Raw genomic sequence first — 14,889 nt, 5'->3', positions numbered from 1 at the left:
ATTTTTGGATTGTGCTTATGATCCGCGCTGTCGACGGTTCCGCGAGGAATCAATAGGGAATGCGGTGCGGGCTTATGCCCAAAGCCGCGGCTGCCCCCGCAACTGTAAGCGGCTAGCCCTCCCCAGAGGCCACTGAAGAATTCTTCGGGAAGGCGGGGAAGGGCGGCGATCCGCAAGCCAGGAGACCTGCCGGCGACGCAGACACTCTACAGGCCCTCGGGTGGAGGGCGAAAAGGACATTGATCATGAACACAGCAATTTCTTCTCTCGGCGCTTCGACGTCGGCTGCATCGCGCGTCGTCCAGCTCAGCTTCGCCGCATTGCTCGGCGTCTTCATCGTCGGCTTCGCGGGCTTCTCGCAGATGGACGTGGTTCACAATGCCGCCCACGACTATCGCCATTCGATGGCGTTTCCCTGCCACTGAGAGATTGCTGACATGACCATTTTTCGCAACGTCGTGTTCGTCGCGGCGCTCACCGGGCTATTGGCGGGCATCGTTATGGCCGCGATGCAGACCTACGCCACAGTCCCGCTGATCAAGAAGGCCGAGACCTTCGAAAACGCTGGCGGCGGCCACGACCATGCCGCCACTGATCCGGCGACCGGAACGGAAGCCGCCGCGCCTCATTCGCACGATGCCGGGACGCCTGCGCACGAGCACGATGGGGAAGCCTGGGCGCCGGCAGACGGTTTCGAGCGCCTTGCCTATACGGTGCTCGCCAACATCGTCACCGCCATCGGTTTTGCGCTCGTCCTGGTCGCTGTTTCGGAAATTCTCGGCGGCATCGCCAGTTGGCGCCAAGGCATCTTTTGGGGATTTGCAGGTTTTGCCGTGTTCACGCTGGCGCCGGGCCTCGGCCTGCCGCCGGAACTGCCGGCCATGCCGGCTGCCGATCTCGGCGGCCGCCAGATCTGGTGGACCGCGACCGTGATTGCAACAGCCGTTGGCCTCGGCCTGATCGCGTTTCGCAGCGGCGTTGTCTGGTCGCTGGTCGGCGTCGCGTTGATCGTCGCGCCGCACATTGTCGGCGCGCCGCAGCCGGTCAGCCATGATTCACCGATCCCGGCCGATCTCCACCATCAGTACGTAGTCGCCGCCACGGTCACCAATTTGATTTTCTGGGTGGTGCTCGGCGGCGTCGCCGGTGCGATCCGCTCCAGGGTCGCCCGGTCGGCCGGCAGCCTGCGCGACAGTTTTGCGTGACGGCAACTCACTGACCTTGCTTCTCGGCGGTGCGCGCTCCGGCAAGAGCGCGCATGCCGAGAGGCTGGTCACGGCAGCCCCAGCGCCCTGGACCTATATCGCGACGGCGCAGGCTTACGACGACGAGATGACCGAGCGCATTGCGCTGCACCGCGCGCGGCGCGGAGATGGCTGGCAGGCGATCGATGCGCCGCTCGATCTTATCGAGGCCATTGCCGGGGTGCCGGACGGGCGGCCCCTGCTGATAGACTGTCTGACGCTCTGGCTGTCGAACCATCTGCTAGCTGATCATGACGTCGAAGCGGAGTCGGAGAAGCTGGTTGAAATCCTCGCTAAACCGCGCGGAAACTGGGTCGTCGTCGCCAATGAGGTCGGCCTGGGCATCGTGCCCGACAATGCCCTGGCGCGAAAATTCCGCGACGCCGCCGGGCGGCTCAACCAGAGGATCGCGGCAAAGGCCGGCCGCGTGCTGTTCATGGTGGCGGGGCTGCCGCTGCAGGTGAAATGATGAAGACGATCGACGAACAAACTGCCGAGAAGCACAAGGCCAAGATGGCCAAGCGCAAGGCGGTCCAGGACGCGGAGGTTGCCGGCAAGACCGTCGAAAAGGGCCTGCTGATCGTCAACACCGGGCCAGGCAAGGGCAAGACCACGGCGGCCTTCGGGCTGGCGCTGCGCATGATCGGCTACGGTCGCCGCGTCGGCGTCGTGCAGTTCGTCAAGGGCGCGTGGCACACCGGCGAGAAGGACGCGTTCGCGGCGTTCGGCGACCGCGTCGTCTGGCATACGATGGGTGAGGGGTTTACCTGGGAGACACAGGATATCAAGCGCGATGTCGCCGCCGCCGAAGCGGCATGGGCTAAGGCCGCCGAACTGATGGCCGACCCGTCGATCAGCCTCGTCATACTAGACGAACTGAACATCGCGCTGCGCTACGATTATCTCGATCTCGACATGGTGGTCGAAGCGTTGAAGAACCGCCGCGAGGGGCTGCATGTCGTCGTCACCGGCCGCAATGCCAAGCCTGCGCTCATCGAAGCCGCCGACCTCGTCACCGAAATGGGCGCGGTGAAGCACCATTTCTCGGCCGGAGTGAAAGCGCAGCAGGGCATCGAATTCTAGCGCGGCGGGCTTCGCCCGCGGGTGCGTTCAAGTCTGAGGACTGAACCGCTGCACCGGGATTTGATCGGTGCGCGCACGCATTGCACACGCGTCGTACCATGCCTGCATACGCAAAAGCATATCCATTTTGACGCCGAACGCCTTCTCGACCCGGAGAGCCATTTCGGGCGACAGGCCGGAATGGCCGTTGACGAGGTCGGAAAGGGTGGCGCGGCGCACGCCGAGGACTTCGGCGGCCCGTGCGACCGACAGATCTAGGGGCTCAAGAATTTCTTCGCGGATAAACGCGCCCGGGTGGGGCGGCTTCATGCCAACTCTTTCTGCATCGCCGCTCATCAGTGGTAATCCTCGATGTCAAGATTCACAATTTCAGCGCCGTCCAGATCAAATGTGATCCGCCAATTGCCGGATACCGAAATGCTCCAGGTTCCTGCACGGTCGCCGGTCAATTTATGAATGCGCCATCCCGGCGGCCCGCTGACCTCATCCATGTCCTGTGCCGAAATCAAAACTGCCAGGACATTGCGGGCTCGATTGATTAGCTCGGGCTTGATGCCACGGCCGTCATCGTCTTCGATGAAGCGTTTCAAACCTCGATGGCGCACGCTTCGGATCTTCATACTGCTGAATTCGTACGGCTTTACCGTACGGTTGTCAATGGGCGAAAAGAAGGGCGGCTCGCGAGCCGCCCTTTCGCGTTCCGTATGGCCGAGAACCTTACTTAGCCGGCAGCGGCATCCAGGCAGGCACCGCGACATCGGCATGAGCAAATTGCGGCAGTTTCGCCGAAAGCTCTTCCATGTTCTTGATATCGTTCTCGTTCAACTGCGCCTGGGTGATCAGCGTCGGCGGTACGATCACTTGTCTGCCCGGATCTTCGCCGGCCAGCAGCATGGCGAGCGCGCGCACCGAAACCTGGCCGACCACGGCCGGATTGGTGGCGGCGGTAGCCGCCCAGGCGCTGCCAGGCTCGCGCATCGCCGCGATGTCCGAGGTCGAGATATCCGCAGAATAGATCTTGATGTCGGAAGAGAGCCCGGCTTCGTCGATGGCGATCTTCACGCCCTTGGCGAATTCGTCGTAAGGCGCGAACATCACCTTGATGTCGGGATTGGCCGAGAGCACCGAGCGTGCCTGGTTGGCGACCGAATTGGCGATCGGATTGTCCAGCGTGCCGAACATCGCCGCCTCATTGATGCCCGAATATTTCGCCTTGAACTCCCTCCAGGTCTCGTCGCGGCGGTCGAGCGGCGCGATGCCCGCGACATAGACGTAGCCGGCCTTCCAGCTTTCGCCATTGTCCTTGATCGCCTGCTCGAGCGCGAGGCGGGCGAGGTCGCGGTCGGACTGTTCGATCTGCGGGATCTTGTCGTTCTCGACATTGACGTCGAAGGCGACGACCTTAATGCCCGCATCTACAGCGCGTTGTGCGGCTTCCTTCATGGATTCAGTCAGGCCGTGCTGGATGATGATGCCGTCGACGCCGAGCGCGATCGCCTGGTCGACCATGTCGGCCTGGAGGGCCGCATCCTGCCGGCTGTCGAGAACCCGCAGATCGACCCCGAGCGCCTTGGCCTGCGCCTCGACGCCCGACAAATAGGCCTGGAAGAAGTCGCCGGTCGAGAGATAGCGCACAAGCGCGATCTTGACCTCGCCGGGATTGTCGAACGGTGCCGGCTTGTCCTGCGCCAGCGCCGGCGCCTGCATCAGCATCGTCGCGCCGGCCAGGCCCAGCGCCATCTTGCCCAGAATTCTGCGTGTAATGTTCATTCCCGTCTCCTCCGTTGATCCGACAATATTTTCTAGGCTCTGCCCCGGTTGGACAGGGCGAAGGTAAAAACCAGGGCGACAACAAGGACGGCGCCCTTGATGAAGTCCTGCGTGTAATAGGGCGCGTTCATCATCGTCAGCCCCTGCAGCAGCACGCCGACGAAGAGCGCGCCGATCGCGGTGCCGAAGGCGTTCGGCTTGGCGGCCCCTAGAACCGCGAAGCCGATGAGCGCCGCAGCGACGGAATCCAGAAGCAGATTGTTACCCGAGGCAATGTCGCCGCGTCCAAGCCGGGCAGCGAGAAGTATGCCGCCGATGGAGGCGAAAACTCCCGAAATGACGTAGGCCCAGATCTTGTATGCCTTGACCGGCGCGCCGGCCAGTTCCGCCGCCCTCGGATTGCTGCCGACCGCATACATCATGCGGCCGAAACGCGTATATTCGAGGAAGAACCAGATCAGCAGGGCCAACACCAGGAGAACCACGACCGATACCGGCAGCAGATTGTCGATGAAGAAATCGAAGCGGTGGCGGCCGAGGGCCAGGAAATTGGCGCCGAACTTGCCGGTCGCGACCGAACCGTCCGGCATGGTCATGCCGGTGGCGATTGAGCGGCCTTCCGTCGGAATGCGCTGCAGGCCGACCAGCAGGAACATCATGCCGAGCGTGGCCAGGAGATCGGGCATGCGCATATAGACGATCAGGAAGCCGTTGATCAGCCCGACGACCACTCCGATCAGCAGGCAAGCAGCGACCGCCACCATGGCGTTCTGCTCCAGCACCACCATCACATAGGCGGCGGCCATCATGGCGCTGGTCGCAACCGAGCCGATCGACAGGTCGAAGCCGCCGACGACGAGCGTGGCGGTGACACCGAGCGCCAATATGCCGGTGATTGCCACGGACTGGAAATGAAGACGGCGCTTTGCGGCGAGGCAAAGCCGTCGGCCGAAACCGCGAAATAGGCGATCAACCCGAAAAGAAGGATCAGAAAACCGTAGCGGATGGCAAGGTCGCGCAGGGTCATTCGATCCCTTCGAGCCGCGCGGCCGCTGTCACGCAATGCAAGTTCATGCCCTTTGTCGCTCAATTTGATCCTGCCTCACCAAAAATCACGCCGCGCCGCGCAGCGGCTGGCCCGCCACTTCGGCGAGCAGCCGGTCCATGTCGATGTCAGCGTTGCGATGCTCGCCGACGATGGTGTGCTCGGACATCACCAATATGCGGTCCGCCGTCTCCAGCGCCTCGTCGAGTTCGGTCACGAAGATCAGCGTCGCCCGCCCGCTGGAACTTGCCCGCAGTTTTGTGGCGATGTCGCGCCTGGCCGAAATATCAACGCCCTGGAAGGGTTCGTCGAGGATGAAGAGGCTGGCCGGCTGCGACATCCAGCGCGCCACCATCACCTTCTGCTGATTGCCTCCCGACAGCGTTCCCATCTCGTCACGTTCGGTTCGGCAGACGATGCCGAGTTCGCCGATCTGCCGCCGCGCGGTGGCGCGCTCGACGTTGCGCTTAAGCACGCCGAGACCCGAAAGCCGCTTCAGGAACGGCAGGCTGATATTCTCGTAGATGTTGAAATCCTGAACGATGCCGTTGTCGCCGCGATCCTTGGCGACCAGAAAGACGCCGGCGGCGATCGCTTCGCCCGGCGATGCCGGCGCATAGCGCCTGCCGTTCAGCACCATCGTACCCGAGAGCGGCGCTCGTGTGCCGAACAGGGTCTCGGCCAGGGCCGTCTTGCCGACGCCAACAAGACCGGTGACGGCAACGACTTCGCCGGCGCCGAGCGTCAGCGAGATCGGGCGCGCGCCCTCGGCGATGCGCAGGGCGTTGACGGCCAGAACCGTCTTTGCCGCCTCGTTGACGACGATCCGGTCGAGATGGATCCTGCGGCCGAGCATGGCGTTGACCGCGCCTTCATAGTCGAGCGGCTTATCCTCGAAGACGCCGCTGATTTTTCCGTCGCGCATCGAGACGATCCGGTCAGCCAGCCTGCGGATGTCGGACATGCGGTGCGAGATGTAGAGGATCGCGACGCCGTGTCCGCGCAGCCGGTCGATGACGGCGAAGAGCCGCGTGGCCTCAGCGCTCGATAGCGAGGAAGTCGGCTCATCGAGGATCAGCACTTTCGGCTCGTGCGCCATGGCGCGCGCTATCGCCACCATCTGGCGATCGGCGAGCGAGAGATCATTGATCCGCGATCTGAGGTCGATGGCCAGGCCCATACGGTCGGCCACGATCTTCGCCTCGCGGCGGACGCGGCGCGGATTGAAAAATGCCGGCGCACCGCTTCCGCTCAGCCGGTCGAGCGTAAGGTTGGTGGCGACATCGAGGTCGGCGACGACGCCGTCATTGATGTTCTGGTGCACGGTAACAACGCCGGACCGTATCGCCTCTGCAGGCGTAGCCGGGGCGAAATCCTTGCCGCCCAGCTGCATTGCACCGCCGTCGCGGGCATAGACGCCGCTGATGATCTTGACGAGGGTGGATTTGCCGGCGCCGTTTGCGCCCATCAGCACGGTCACTTCGCCCGCATGCAGGTCGAGAGAGACGCCGCCAAGCACCTCAATCCGGCCAAAGGATTTCCTGAGCCCCTCCACGCGGAACACGGCATTTTCAACCATGCCTTCCTCCCTGACCTCAACGCTATGAACAATGTCGGCATTTGTCAACACGATTGACAATTGCCAGAGCGGTTCCTAGTTTGGACCAGTCGCCATTGCTCCATTATGATGGGAACATGCAAGCGGGGGAGGCCGGAGTGACGATGAGCGGACCGTTCGAAGCATTGTCGGTCGAAACGCTGGCCGCGAGGCTGGGCCGGACCGCGGCGCTGACGTCGCGGATCGGCGAAAACGCCTCGGCGTGGAAAGTACGCGAGGTCGGCGACGGCAATCTGAACCTGGTCTTCATCGTCGAGGGCGAGAAGGGCGCGGCCGTCGTCAAGCAGGCGCTGCCCTATGTTCGCCTTGTCGGCGACAGCTGGCCGCTGCCCTTGAAGCGCTCCTTCTTCGAATATCACGCACTGACGCGCCAGCAGGCGAGGGCGCCGGGCTCAGTGCCCGAAATCTACCATTTCGACGAGGGGCAGGCGCTCATCGTCATGGAATATCTGTCGCCGCACGTCATCCTGCGCAAGGCGCTGATCGAAGGCCGGCAGCTGCCGAACATCGCCACCGACATCGGCCTGTTCATGGCGCGCACGCTGTTCCGGGGCTCCGACCTCTCCATGCCGACCAAGGAGCGCAAGGCCGATCTGGCGCTGTTCGCCGACAATGTCGAGCTCTGCGACATCACCGAAAACCTGGTGTTTTCCGATCCCTATTTCGACGCGAAGATGAACCGCCACACCTCGCCGCAGCTCGACGGGCTGGTCGCCGAACTGCGCGCGGACCGCGACTTGAAGGTCGAGGCGCAGCGCATGAAGCATCTGTTCGCAGCCAATGCCGAGACGCTGCTTCACGGCGACCTGCATTCCGGCTCGATCATGGTGACCGAGGCCGAAACGCGGATGATCGATCCGGAATTCGCCTTCTACGGCCCGATGGCCTTCGACGTCGGAATGCTGCTCGCCAATTTCTGGATGGCGTTCTTCTCCCAGCGCGGCCACGAGCACGACGGCGACCGCGCCACCACGCGCGTCTATCTCATCGATGTGATCGTCGATACATGGTCGATATTCCGCAAGGAGTTTTCGCATCTCTGGCGCACGGAGCGGACCGGCATCCTCTATCAGAAAAGCCTTTTCGAGGATCAGGGCGACCAACTCGGCGCGGAACAGGCGCTCGAACAGATGCTGCATTCCATCTGGACGGACATGCTGGGCTTCGCCGGTATCGAGATCCACCGGCGCATTCTGGGCTTGGCGCACAATGCGGATTTCGAGACCATTGCTGATCAGGATCTGCGCGCTAACTGCGAGGCAAAGGTGCTGAAGTTCGGCCGCCAACTCGTGGTCAACCGGCGGCAGATCCACAGCATCGAGGAAGTCAACGCGCTCGCCATTCTGATGGAAAAGGGAACCATATCGTGAAAGTCGCGGACCGCCACTACCGGACCATCTGGCCGGGCGAGGACGGCCGCTCGGTCGAGATCATCGACCAGCGCTGGCTGCCGCATGATTTCCGCATCGAAAGGATCGACAATGTGCCGGGAATCGCGACCGCGATCCGCGACATGTGGGTGCGCGGCGCGCCGCTGATCGGGGTAACGGCGGCCTACGGCGTGGCGATCCAGATGGCCGACGATCCGTCGGACGAAGCGCTCGACGCCGTCTGGGAAACGCTGCACGAGACGCGGCCGACCGCCATCAACCTGCGTTGGGCGCTGGACGAGATGCGCCGGGTTCTGCGGCCGCTTCCGCTCGGGCAGCGCGCTGCGGCCGCCTTTCGCCGCGCCGGCGAGATTGCCGACGAGGATGTCGGGTTGAACCGAAATATCGGCGTCAACGGACTGGCGATCATCAAGGAGATTGCAGCCGGGAAGAAACCCGGCGAGCCGGTCAACATATTGACCCACTGCAATGCCGGCTGGCTGGCGACCGTCGACTACGGCACCGCGACAGCCCCAATCTACCTGGCGGTGGAAGAAGGCATTCCTGTTCACGTCTATGTCGACGAGACGCGCCCGCGGAACCAGGGCGCGCAACTGACTGCCTGGGAGATGGCCGGGCACGGCGTGCCCCACACGCTGATCGTCGACAATGCCGGCGGCCACCTGATGCAGCGCGGCGAGATCGACATGGTGATCGTCGGCACCGACCGCACCACCGCCAATGGCGACGTCTGCAACAAGATCGGCACCTATCTGAAGGCGCTCGCGGCGCACGACAATGGCGTGCCTTTCTATGTCGGGCTGCCGTCGCCGACCATCGACTGGACCGTCGGCGATGGGCTGAAGGAAATTCCAATCGAACAGCGCTCGGGCGACGAGGTTTCTTTCGTCTGGGGCAAGACGGCGTCGGGCGAGATCGCACAGGTGCGGGTCTCGCCGGAGACCACGGGGGCTGCGAATCCCGCTTTCGACGTGACCCCGGCGCGGCTGGTCACCGGACTGATCACCGAGCGCGGCGTAGCCAAGGCGTCGCGCGAGGGACTTAGAGCGCTCTTTCCGGAACGCGGTAGGCGTTAGCTACAAAAAGTCGGCCCTGTGCGGGGTGAACGTGTCGATCAGCCGGCCGGCTTCGAGCGCCTTGACGCCGTGCACAAGATTTGACGGAACGATAAAGCTGCTTCCCGCCTCCAGCGTTTCCGTCCGCCCGTCGATAGTGACTTCGAAGCGGCCTTCGGCGATGTAGCTCGACTGCACATGCGGGTGGGAATGCAGCGCGCCGACACCGCCTTTATCGAAGGCGAACTCCGCGACCATCAACTCGTCGGTGTAGAGGACGAGACGTCGGCGATTGCCGTCGGGAGTCGGCGTCCATATTCCTTCGCCGGCGTGGGAAAAAATCTTCGGATCGGACATTGCGGATTCCTATCGCGCCAACCAGCCGCCGTCGACCGGGACGACTGCGCCATGCATGTAGTTGGAAGCCGGCGCCAGAAGAAAGACGGCGGCGTCGCCTATGTCTGCCGGGACGCCCCAGCGGCCGGCCGGGATTCGCGCCAGGATGGCGGTGCTGCGATCCGGGTCGGCGCGCAGGGCGGCCGTGTTGTTGGTCTCGATGTAGCCGGGAGCGATTGCGTTGACGTTGACGCCTTTTTGCGCCCACTCACAGGCGAGCAGCCGCGTGATGCCAAGCGCGCCATGTTTCGAGGCGGTGTAGGACGCGACCCGGATACCGCCCTGGAAGGACAACACCGAGGCGACATTGACGATGCGGCCCCGGCGCTGCTCGGCCATCACGCGGCGGCCGAACGACTGGCAGAGGAAGAACAGCGACTTCAGATTGACGTCCATGACGTCGTCCCAGTCGGCTTCGGTAAAGTCGACCGCGTCGTTGCGCCGGATGATGCCGGCATTGTTGACCAGCCCGTCAATCGGCCCCTGCGACCCCCACACATTGTCGAGCATCGCCTGCGCCGCCTTATGGTCGCCGAGGTCGCAACTGACCTCCACGAATTTCGCGCCCGCTGCCCGGACCAGTCGCGCCGTCTCTTCCATCGAAGAACGCCCGACGCCGATCACCTCGCCGCCGGCTTTAGCGATCGAAACGGCTATGCCCTGGCCAATGCCGGTATTGGCGCCGGTGACGATGACGCGCTTGCCGGATAGGCTGAATGCCGAGAGATCGCTCACCGCAAATCTCCCATCGCGACCGGGTCGACATCCGTATAGTCGACGTTGTCGCCGGCCATCGCCCAGATGAAGGCATAGTTGGACGTGCCGGCGCCCGAATGGATCGACCAGCCGGGCGACAGGATCGCTTCCTCGTTCTTGATGACCAGATGGCGCGTCTCGTCCGGCTCGCCCATGAAATGGAAAACCCGCGCCGCTTCCGGCAGATCGAAATAGAGATAGGCTTCCGAGCGCCGGTCATGGATGTGGCAGGGCATGGTGTTCCATACCGAGCCGGGCGCAAGCTGCGTCATGCCGACGACGAGCTGGCAGGTCTTTGCGCCTTCCGGATGGATGAACTGGAAGATCGAACGCTCGTTCGAGGTCGCCTGGCTGCCGAGGTCGAGCCGCTTGGCGTCGCCGATCTTTATGTGCGTCGTCGGGTGGGACTGATGAGCGGGCGCGCTGAGAAGGTAGAATTTCGCCGGAGCCGAGGGATCGGTCGAGGCGAAGGAAACCGCTTCGACGCCCATGCCGACATAGATCATGTCGCGCGGGCCGATGGCGTAGGACTGCCCGCCCGCCTCGACGGTGCCTGCGCCGCCGATATTGACGGCGATGAGTTCGCGCCGGTCGAGAAAATTTTTCGTGCCGGTCGGCTTGATTGCCTCGAGCGCCAGCGGTTCGCCGAAAGGCATCACGCCGCCGACGATCATCCGGTCGTAGTGCGTGTAGGTGAGGCGGATACGGCCGCTCTGGAACAGGCCTTCAATATGGAAATTATATCTGAGCTCGTCCGTTCCCATGGCCGCGGCAGCGGCGGGGTCGATGGCAAACCGGGAGGCGTAGTCGATATGGTTTTGGGTCATGAAACTGCTTTCTGGGAGGAAGATGCTCAGGAGGATCGCGGCTTGCCAACGCCCTGCATGTATTCAGCCTGCTGGCCGATAAGGCGCGAGCGGTAGCGCTCCTGGCTTGCCGTGAGATGGGCGCGCATTCCGTCGCGGGCCGCTTGCGCGTCGCCTGCCGAAATGGCGTTTAGGATCACGAGATGCTCGCGCTGCAGGCCGACCTGATATTCGTGGGTGAGCACGCTTTCCGTGCCCCAGGGCGAGGCGACATCGCAGGGGATGGTGCGGCTGCCGAGCGCGTCGAGAACCTCGACATAGAACGGATTGTTGGTCGCCGCCGCGATGGCGCGGTGGAAGGCGAAATCGACCTTGCCGGTCGCCTGCCTCGCATCGAGCAGGCGCTCGAATTCGAAGAACGCCTCCTGAATGCGCGCCTCCTGGGCGCTGTTGCGGCGCAGCGCCGCAAGGCCGGCGCTTTCGATCTCGATGCCCATGCGCACCTCAAGCACGTTCAGCGCATGCGAGATCTTGTTGCCGAGTTCGTGGCTGAGCGAAGCGAAAGCCTGCGCCGGGTGATTGATGACGAAGACGCCGGCACCCTGCCTCGCCTCGACCAGCCCGTCGGCCGCGAGCGTCGCGATCGCTTCGCGGATCACCGTGCGGCTGACGCCGAAGGTTTCGGTCAGTTGGCTCTCGGTCGGCAGTTTCTGGCCGGGCGCGAATTCACCAGACAGGATTTGGCCGCGGATAGCCGAAACCACGCTTTCGGAAAGCTTCGGCCTTCGCTCGATCCTCAAATCGACGGCTGTCTGGGAAGCCATGCCGCTCTCCTATTTGAACATGGCCGGCAGCCACAGCGAAATCGCCGGGATGTAGGTGACCAATCCGAGCACCACGAGCCCTGCGCCGTAGAACGGCCAGATCGAGCGCATCGCCTGCCAGACGGAGATCTTGCCGACCGCGCAGGCCACGAACTGCACCGCGCCGACCGGCGGCGTGTTCAGCCCGATGCCGAGGTTGAGGATCATGATGACGCCGAAATGCACCGGGTCGATGCCGTAGGACGCCGCCACGGGCAGGAAGATCGGCGTGGTGATGATGATCATCGGGCCCATGTCCATGAATGTGCCGAGCAGCAGCATCAGGACGTTGAGCAGGAGCAGGATGATGAGCGGGTTCTGCGAGATCGCATTCATTCCGTCGATCAGCGCGGCCGGAACCCGCAGATAGGCCATGAGCCAACTGAAGCCGGCGGCCGTGCCTATGATCAGCAGCACCATCGCCGTCGTGCGCACGGCGCCGAGCGTGGCATGGACGAACCCTTCCCAGTTCATCTGGCGGTAGACGAAAACTGTCACCAAAAGGGCGTAGAGCACCGCAATGCAGGAGCTTTCCGTCGCCGTGAAGATGCCGGAGCGCACGCCGCCGAAGATGATGCCGATTAGAAGCAGTCCGGGAACGGCGATTGCAGCCAGATGCACGACGGCGCTGAAGCCCGGAAACGGTTCGGTCGGATAGCCTCTGCTGCGCGCCACGAAGTAGGCGGTCAGCATCAAGGCGGCTGCCAGCAGCAGGCCGGGGATGATGCCTGCGGTGAACAGGTCCGCGATCGAAATCTTGCCGCCCGCCGAGATGGAATAGATGATCATGTTGTGCGAAGGCGGCAAAAGAAGTGCGATCAGGGCGGCCATCGAGGTGACGTTGACAGCATAATCAACGCCATAGCCGCGCGCCTTCATCTGCGGGATCATAAGGCCACCGACGGCCGCAGCCTCGGCAACCGCCGATCCGGAAATGCCGCCGAATAGGGTGGAGGCGGCAATGTTGACCTGCCCCAGGCCGCCGCGCATATGGCCGACCAGAGACCCGGCAAAGGCGACAATACGGCTGGCGATTCCGCCGCGGACCATCAGGTCGCCGGCGTAGATGAAGAATGGGATCGCCAGCAGCGTGAAGACACTCATGCCCGAATTCAGCCGCTGGAAGATGACCAGCGGCGGCAGGCCCAAATAGAGGATGGTAGCGAAGCTCGCGACGCCCAGGCAAAACGCGATCGGCGTTCCGATCAGCATCAGGACCGCAAATGAACCGAAGAGAATCCAGAGTTCCATGTTTTATGCTTCTTTCGCCAGGGCAACTTCGGGGACTTCGTCGACGTTAACGTCCTTGTCGATGTCGACACCTGCAAACCGAAGCGCCATGCGCTCGAGCGAGAACAGGATGATGAGAAAGCCACCAGCCACGACCGGCAGATAGTCGAAGCCGCCCGGCAGGCCGAGCGAGGGGAGGGTGGAGGCCCAGGTGAGTGCGACCAACTGCGAGCCGTACCAGACCATGCCGACGCCGAAAGCCGCGACCACGATGTCGGAAATGGTGCGCAGCGCAGCCTTGCTGCCGTCAGGCAGGACGTAGAGCAGCACGTCGAAGCCGAGATGGTAGTTCTCGCGCACGCCGACGGCGGCGCCGAGGAAAATGAACCAGCTCATCAGCATGACCGCGCCAGGCTCGGTCCAGCTTGGCGAATCGTTGAGCACATAACGCCCGAACACCTGCCAGGCGACGAACGCCGTCATCAGGACGAGCCCGATGCCGGCGAGCCACAGGGCGGCCGTGCTGAGCTTCGAAAGCGTCCCGCCTATGCGGGACCATCGCGACGTCTGCTCGGGATTGTCGGTCATGGAAGACCCTCCGGAAAAAGGCGGCGGCGCGGCGAACCGCGCCGCCGTTTCAAAGGCTTATTGGACGGCCTTGATGCGCTCGACGAGATCCTTCAGCTTCGGATCGGTCACGTGCTTCTCGTAGACAGGACCCATTGCCTCGATGAAGGGCTGCTTGTCGGGCATCGTGATCGTGCTGCCGGCGGCCTCCACGATGGCACGGGACTCCTTCTCCTTGGCGTCCCAGAGTTCGCGCTGCTTAGCAACGCTGTCCTTCGCGGCCTGCTTGACGATCGCCTGATCCTCGGGCGTCATTTTATCCCAGGTCGACTTGGCCATCACCAGCACTTCCGGCACGATCAGGTGTTCGTCGAGCGAATAGAACTTGGCGACTTCGGCATGCTTGGCGGTGTCGTAGCTCGGAAAATTGTTTTCCGCGCCGTCGATGACGCCCGTCTCGATGCCGGAATAAACTTCGCCATAGGGCATCGGCGTGGCATTGGCGCCGAGCGCGTTGACCATGTCGACGAAGATGTCGGACTGCATGACGCGGAACTTCATGCCCTGCAGGTCGTCCTTGGATTCGATCGGCTTCTTGGAATTGTAGAAGGAGCGTGCGCCGCCGTCGTAGAACGCAAGGCCGATGACGCCATGCGGCTCGAACGCGGCAAGGATCTCCTCGCCGATCTCGCCGTCCATCACCTTGCGCATATGGTCGACCGAGCGGAAGATGTAGGGCAGGGACGGCACCGTGGTCTCTGGAATGAGGCCGTTGAACGGACCCATCGAGACGCGGTTCAGATCGATCACGCCCGAGCGGACCTGCTCGATCGTGTCCTTTTCTTCGCCGAGTTGGGCGGAGTGAAACACTTCGACCGAATAGCGGCCGTTGGTGCGCTCCTTCACGAGTTCGCCGAAATACTTGACCGCTTCCACGGTCGGATAGCCGTCCGGATGGGTATCGGATGAGCGCAGCACCGTCTGGGCGCTGGCCGCTCCGATCATGAGCGATGCAGCAGCGAATGTCGCCGCCGCGAATTTAGTGAAATGCAACATGGGTTCCTC

Annotated in this window: 17 protein-coding genes, 1 pseudogene and 1 riboswitch; of the genes and pseudogenes, 6 read left to right on the top strand and 12 right to left on the bottom strand. The window is 63.1% G+C overall.

Features of this window, described 5'->3' with window-relative positions; all coding sequences use genetic code 11:
• Positions 1-17 precede the first annotated feature (17 nt).
• Positions 18-208: riboswitch (cobalamin riboswitch) on the top strand.
• A 37-nt stretch (positions 209-245) separates the two neighbouring features.
• The 4 genes from G6N73_RS04175 to cobO are packed head-to-tail and all read left to right on the top strand — an operon-like array spanning position 246 to position 2,327.
• Entirely contained in the window at positions 246-425 is a 180-nt protein-coding gene (locus G6N73_RS04175) for a CbtB domain-containing protein (protein ID WP_165023807.1), read from the top strand.
• A 12-nt stretch (positions 426-437) separates the two neighbouring features.
• Positions 438-1,205, top strand: a complete 768-nt coding sequence (locus G6N73_RS04170) for a CbtA family protein (protein WP_165023806.1) — start codon at positions 438-440, stop codon at positions 1,203-1,205.
• The gene (gene cobU / locus G6N73_RS04165) at positions 1,198-1,713 is read left to right on the top strand and encodes a bifunctional adenosylcobinamide kinase/adenosylcobinamide-phosphate guanylyltransferase (RefSeq protein ID WP_206078653.1); all 516 of its coding nucleotides are present in this window, start codon (positions 1,198-1,200) and stop codon (positions 1,711-1,713) included. The genes G6N73_RS04170 and cobU overlap by 8 nt, the downstream gene beginning before the upstream one ends.
• Entirely contained in the window at positions 1,713-2,327 is a 615-nt protein-coding gene (gene cobO, locus G6N73_RS04160; protein WP_165023803.1) for a cob(I)yrinic acid a,c-diamide adenosyltransferase, read from the top strand. The genes cobU and cobO overlap by 1 nt, the downstream gene beginning before the upstream one ends.
• A gap of 27 nt (positions 2,328-2,354) precedes the next feature.
• On the opposite strand, the gene G6N73_RS04155 is transcribed toward cobO, so the two are convergent.
• The 5 genes and pseudogenes from G6N73_RS04155 to G6N73_RS04135 form a co-directional block, all read right to left on the bottom strand.
• Positions 2,355-2,663 carry a HigA family addiction module antitoxin gene (locus tag G6N73_RS04155; RefSeq protein ID WP_165023801.1) on the bottom strand — a complete coding sequence of 103 codons (309 nt, stop codon included), beginning with the start codon at positions 2,661-2,663 and terminating at the stop codon, positions 2,355-2,357.
• The gene (locus G6N73_RS04150; protein WP_165023798.1) at positions 2,663-2,947 is read right to left on the bottom strand and encodes a type II toxin-antitoxin system RelE/ParE family toxin; all 285 of its coding nucleotides are present in this window, start codon (positions 2,945-2,947) and stop codon (positions 2,663-2,665) included. The genes G6N73_RS04155 and G6N73_RS04150 overlap by 1 nt, the downstream gene beginning before the upstream one ends.
• Positions 2,948-3,044: 97 nt before the next feature.
• A complete protein-coding gene (locus G6N73_RS04145; RefSeq protein ID WP_165023796.1) occupies positions 3,045-4,097 on the bottom strand; it encodes a substrate-binding domain-containing protein in 1,053 nt (350 codons plus the stop codon).
• A 32-nt stretch (positions 4,098-4,129) separates the two neighbouring features.
• A pseudogene (locus G6N73_RS04140) lies at positions 4,130-5,124 on the bottom strand (ABC transporter permease).
• An 85-nt stretch (positions 5,125-5,209) separates the two neighbouring features.
• Positions 5,210-6,721, bottom strand: a complete 1,512-nt coding sequence (locus G6N73_RS04135) for a sugar ABC transporter ATP-binding protein (RefSeq protein ID WP_165023794.1) — start codon at positions 6,719-6,721, stop codon at positions 5,210-5,212.
• 143 nt (positions 6,722-6,864) lie between these two features.
• On the opposite strand from G6N73_RS04135, the gene mtnK reads away from it, so the two are divergent.
• Entirely contained in the window at positions 6,865-8,130 is a 1,266-nt protein-coding gene (gene mtnK, locus G6N73_RS04130) for an S-methyl-5-thioribose kinase (protein ID WP_165023791.1), read from the top strand.
• Positions 8,127-9,227, top strand: coding sequence for an S-methyl-5-thioribose-1-phosphate isomerase (gene mtnA / locus G6N73_RS04125; protein WP_165023790.1), 1,101 nt, complete (start codon positions 8,127-8,129; stop codon positions 9,225-9,227). The genes mtnK and mtnA overlap by 4 nt, the downstream gene beginning before the upstream one ends.
• Here mtnA and G6N73_RS04120 read toward each other — a convergent pair whose 3' ends face one another.
• From G6N73_RS04120 to G6N73_RS04090, 7 genes are read right to left on the bottom strand one after another with little or no spacing between them, the layout of a single operon-like run.
• Complete coding sequence (locus tag G6N73_RS04120) at positions 9,228-9,563, bottom strand: cupin domain-containing protein (protein ID WP_165023787.1); 336 nt, start codon at positions 9,561-9,563, stop codon at positions 9,228-9,230.
• Positions 9,564-9,572: 9 nt separating this feature from the next.
• Complete coding sequence (kduD, locus tag G6N73_RS04115; protein WP_165023786.1) at positions 9,573-10,337, bottom strand: 2-dehydro-3-deoxy-D-gluconate 5-dehydrogenase KduD; 765 nt, start codon at positions 10,335-10,337, stop codon at positions 9,573-9,575.
• Complete coding sequence (gene kduI, locus G6N73_RS04110) at positions 10,334-11,185, bottom strand: 5-dehydro-4-deoxy-D-glucuronate isomerase (protein ID WP_165023783.1); 852 nt, start codon at positions 11,183-11,185, stop codon at positions 10,334-10,336. Before kduI ends, kduD begins: the two co-directional genes overlap by 4 nt.
• A gap of 26 nt (positions 11,186-11,211) precedes the next feature.
• Positions 11,212-11,988 (bottom strand): FadR/GntR family transcriptional regulator, encoded by a 777-nt coding sequence (locus G6N73_RS04105; RefSeq protein ID WP_165023781.1) that lies wholly within the window; start codon positions 11,986-11,988, stop codon positions 11,212-11,214.
• A gap of 9 nt (positions 11,989-11,997) precedes the next feature.
• On the bottom strand, positions 11,998-13,278 hold the full coding sequence (locus G6N73_RS04100) for a TRAP transporter large permease (protein ID WP_165023778.1): 1,281 nt from the start codon (positions 13,276-13,278) through the stop codon (positions 11,998-12,000).
• Positions 13,279-13,281: 3 nt separating this feature from the next.
• Positions 13,282-13,845: a TRAP transporter small permease gene (locus tag G6N73_RS04095; RefSeq protein ID WP_165023776.1), complete on the bottom strand. Its 564-nt coding sequence runs from the start codon at positions 13,843-13,845 to the stop codon at positions 13,282-13,284.
• A gap of 57 nt (positions 13,846-13,902) precedes the next feature.
• Positions 13,903-14,880 (bottom strand): TRAP transporter substrate-binding protein, encoded by a 978-nt coding sequence (locus G6N73_RS04090; RefSeq protein WP_165023774.1) that lies wholly within the window; start codon positions 14,878-14,880, stop codon positions 13,903-13,905.
• Between the last annotated feature and the right edge of the window lie 9 nt (positions 14,881-14,889).

The sequence above is a fragment of the Allomesorhizobium camelthorni genome (genome assembly GCF_011045125.1).
GTDB classification, from domain to species: domain Bacteria; phylum Pseudomonadota; class Alphaproteobacteria; order Rhizobiales; family Rhizobiaceae; genus Allomesorhizobium; species Allomesorhizobium camelthorni.
The sequence above is the reverse complement of the archived record's forward strand: the minus strand, read 5'-3'. Positions and strand labels throughout refer to the sequence as shown.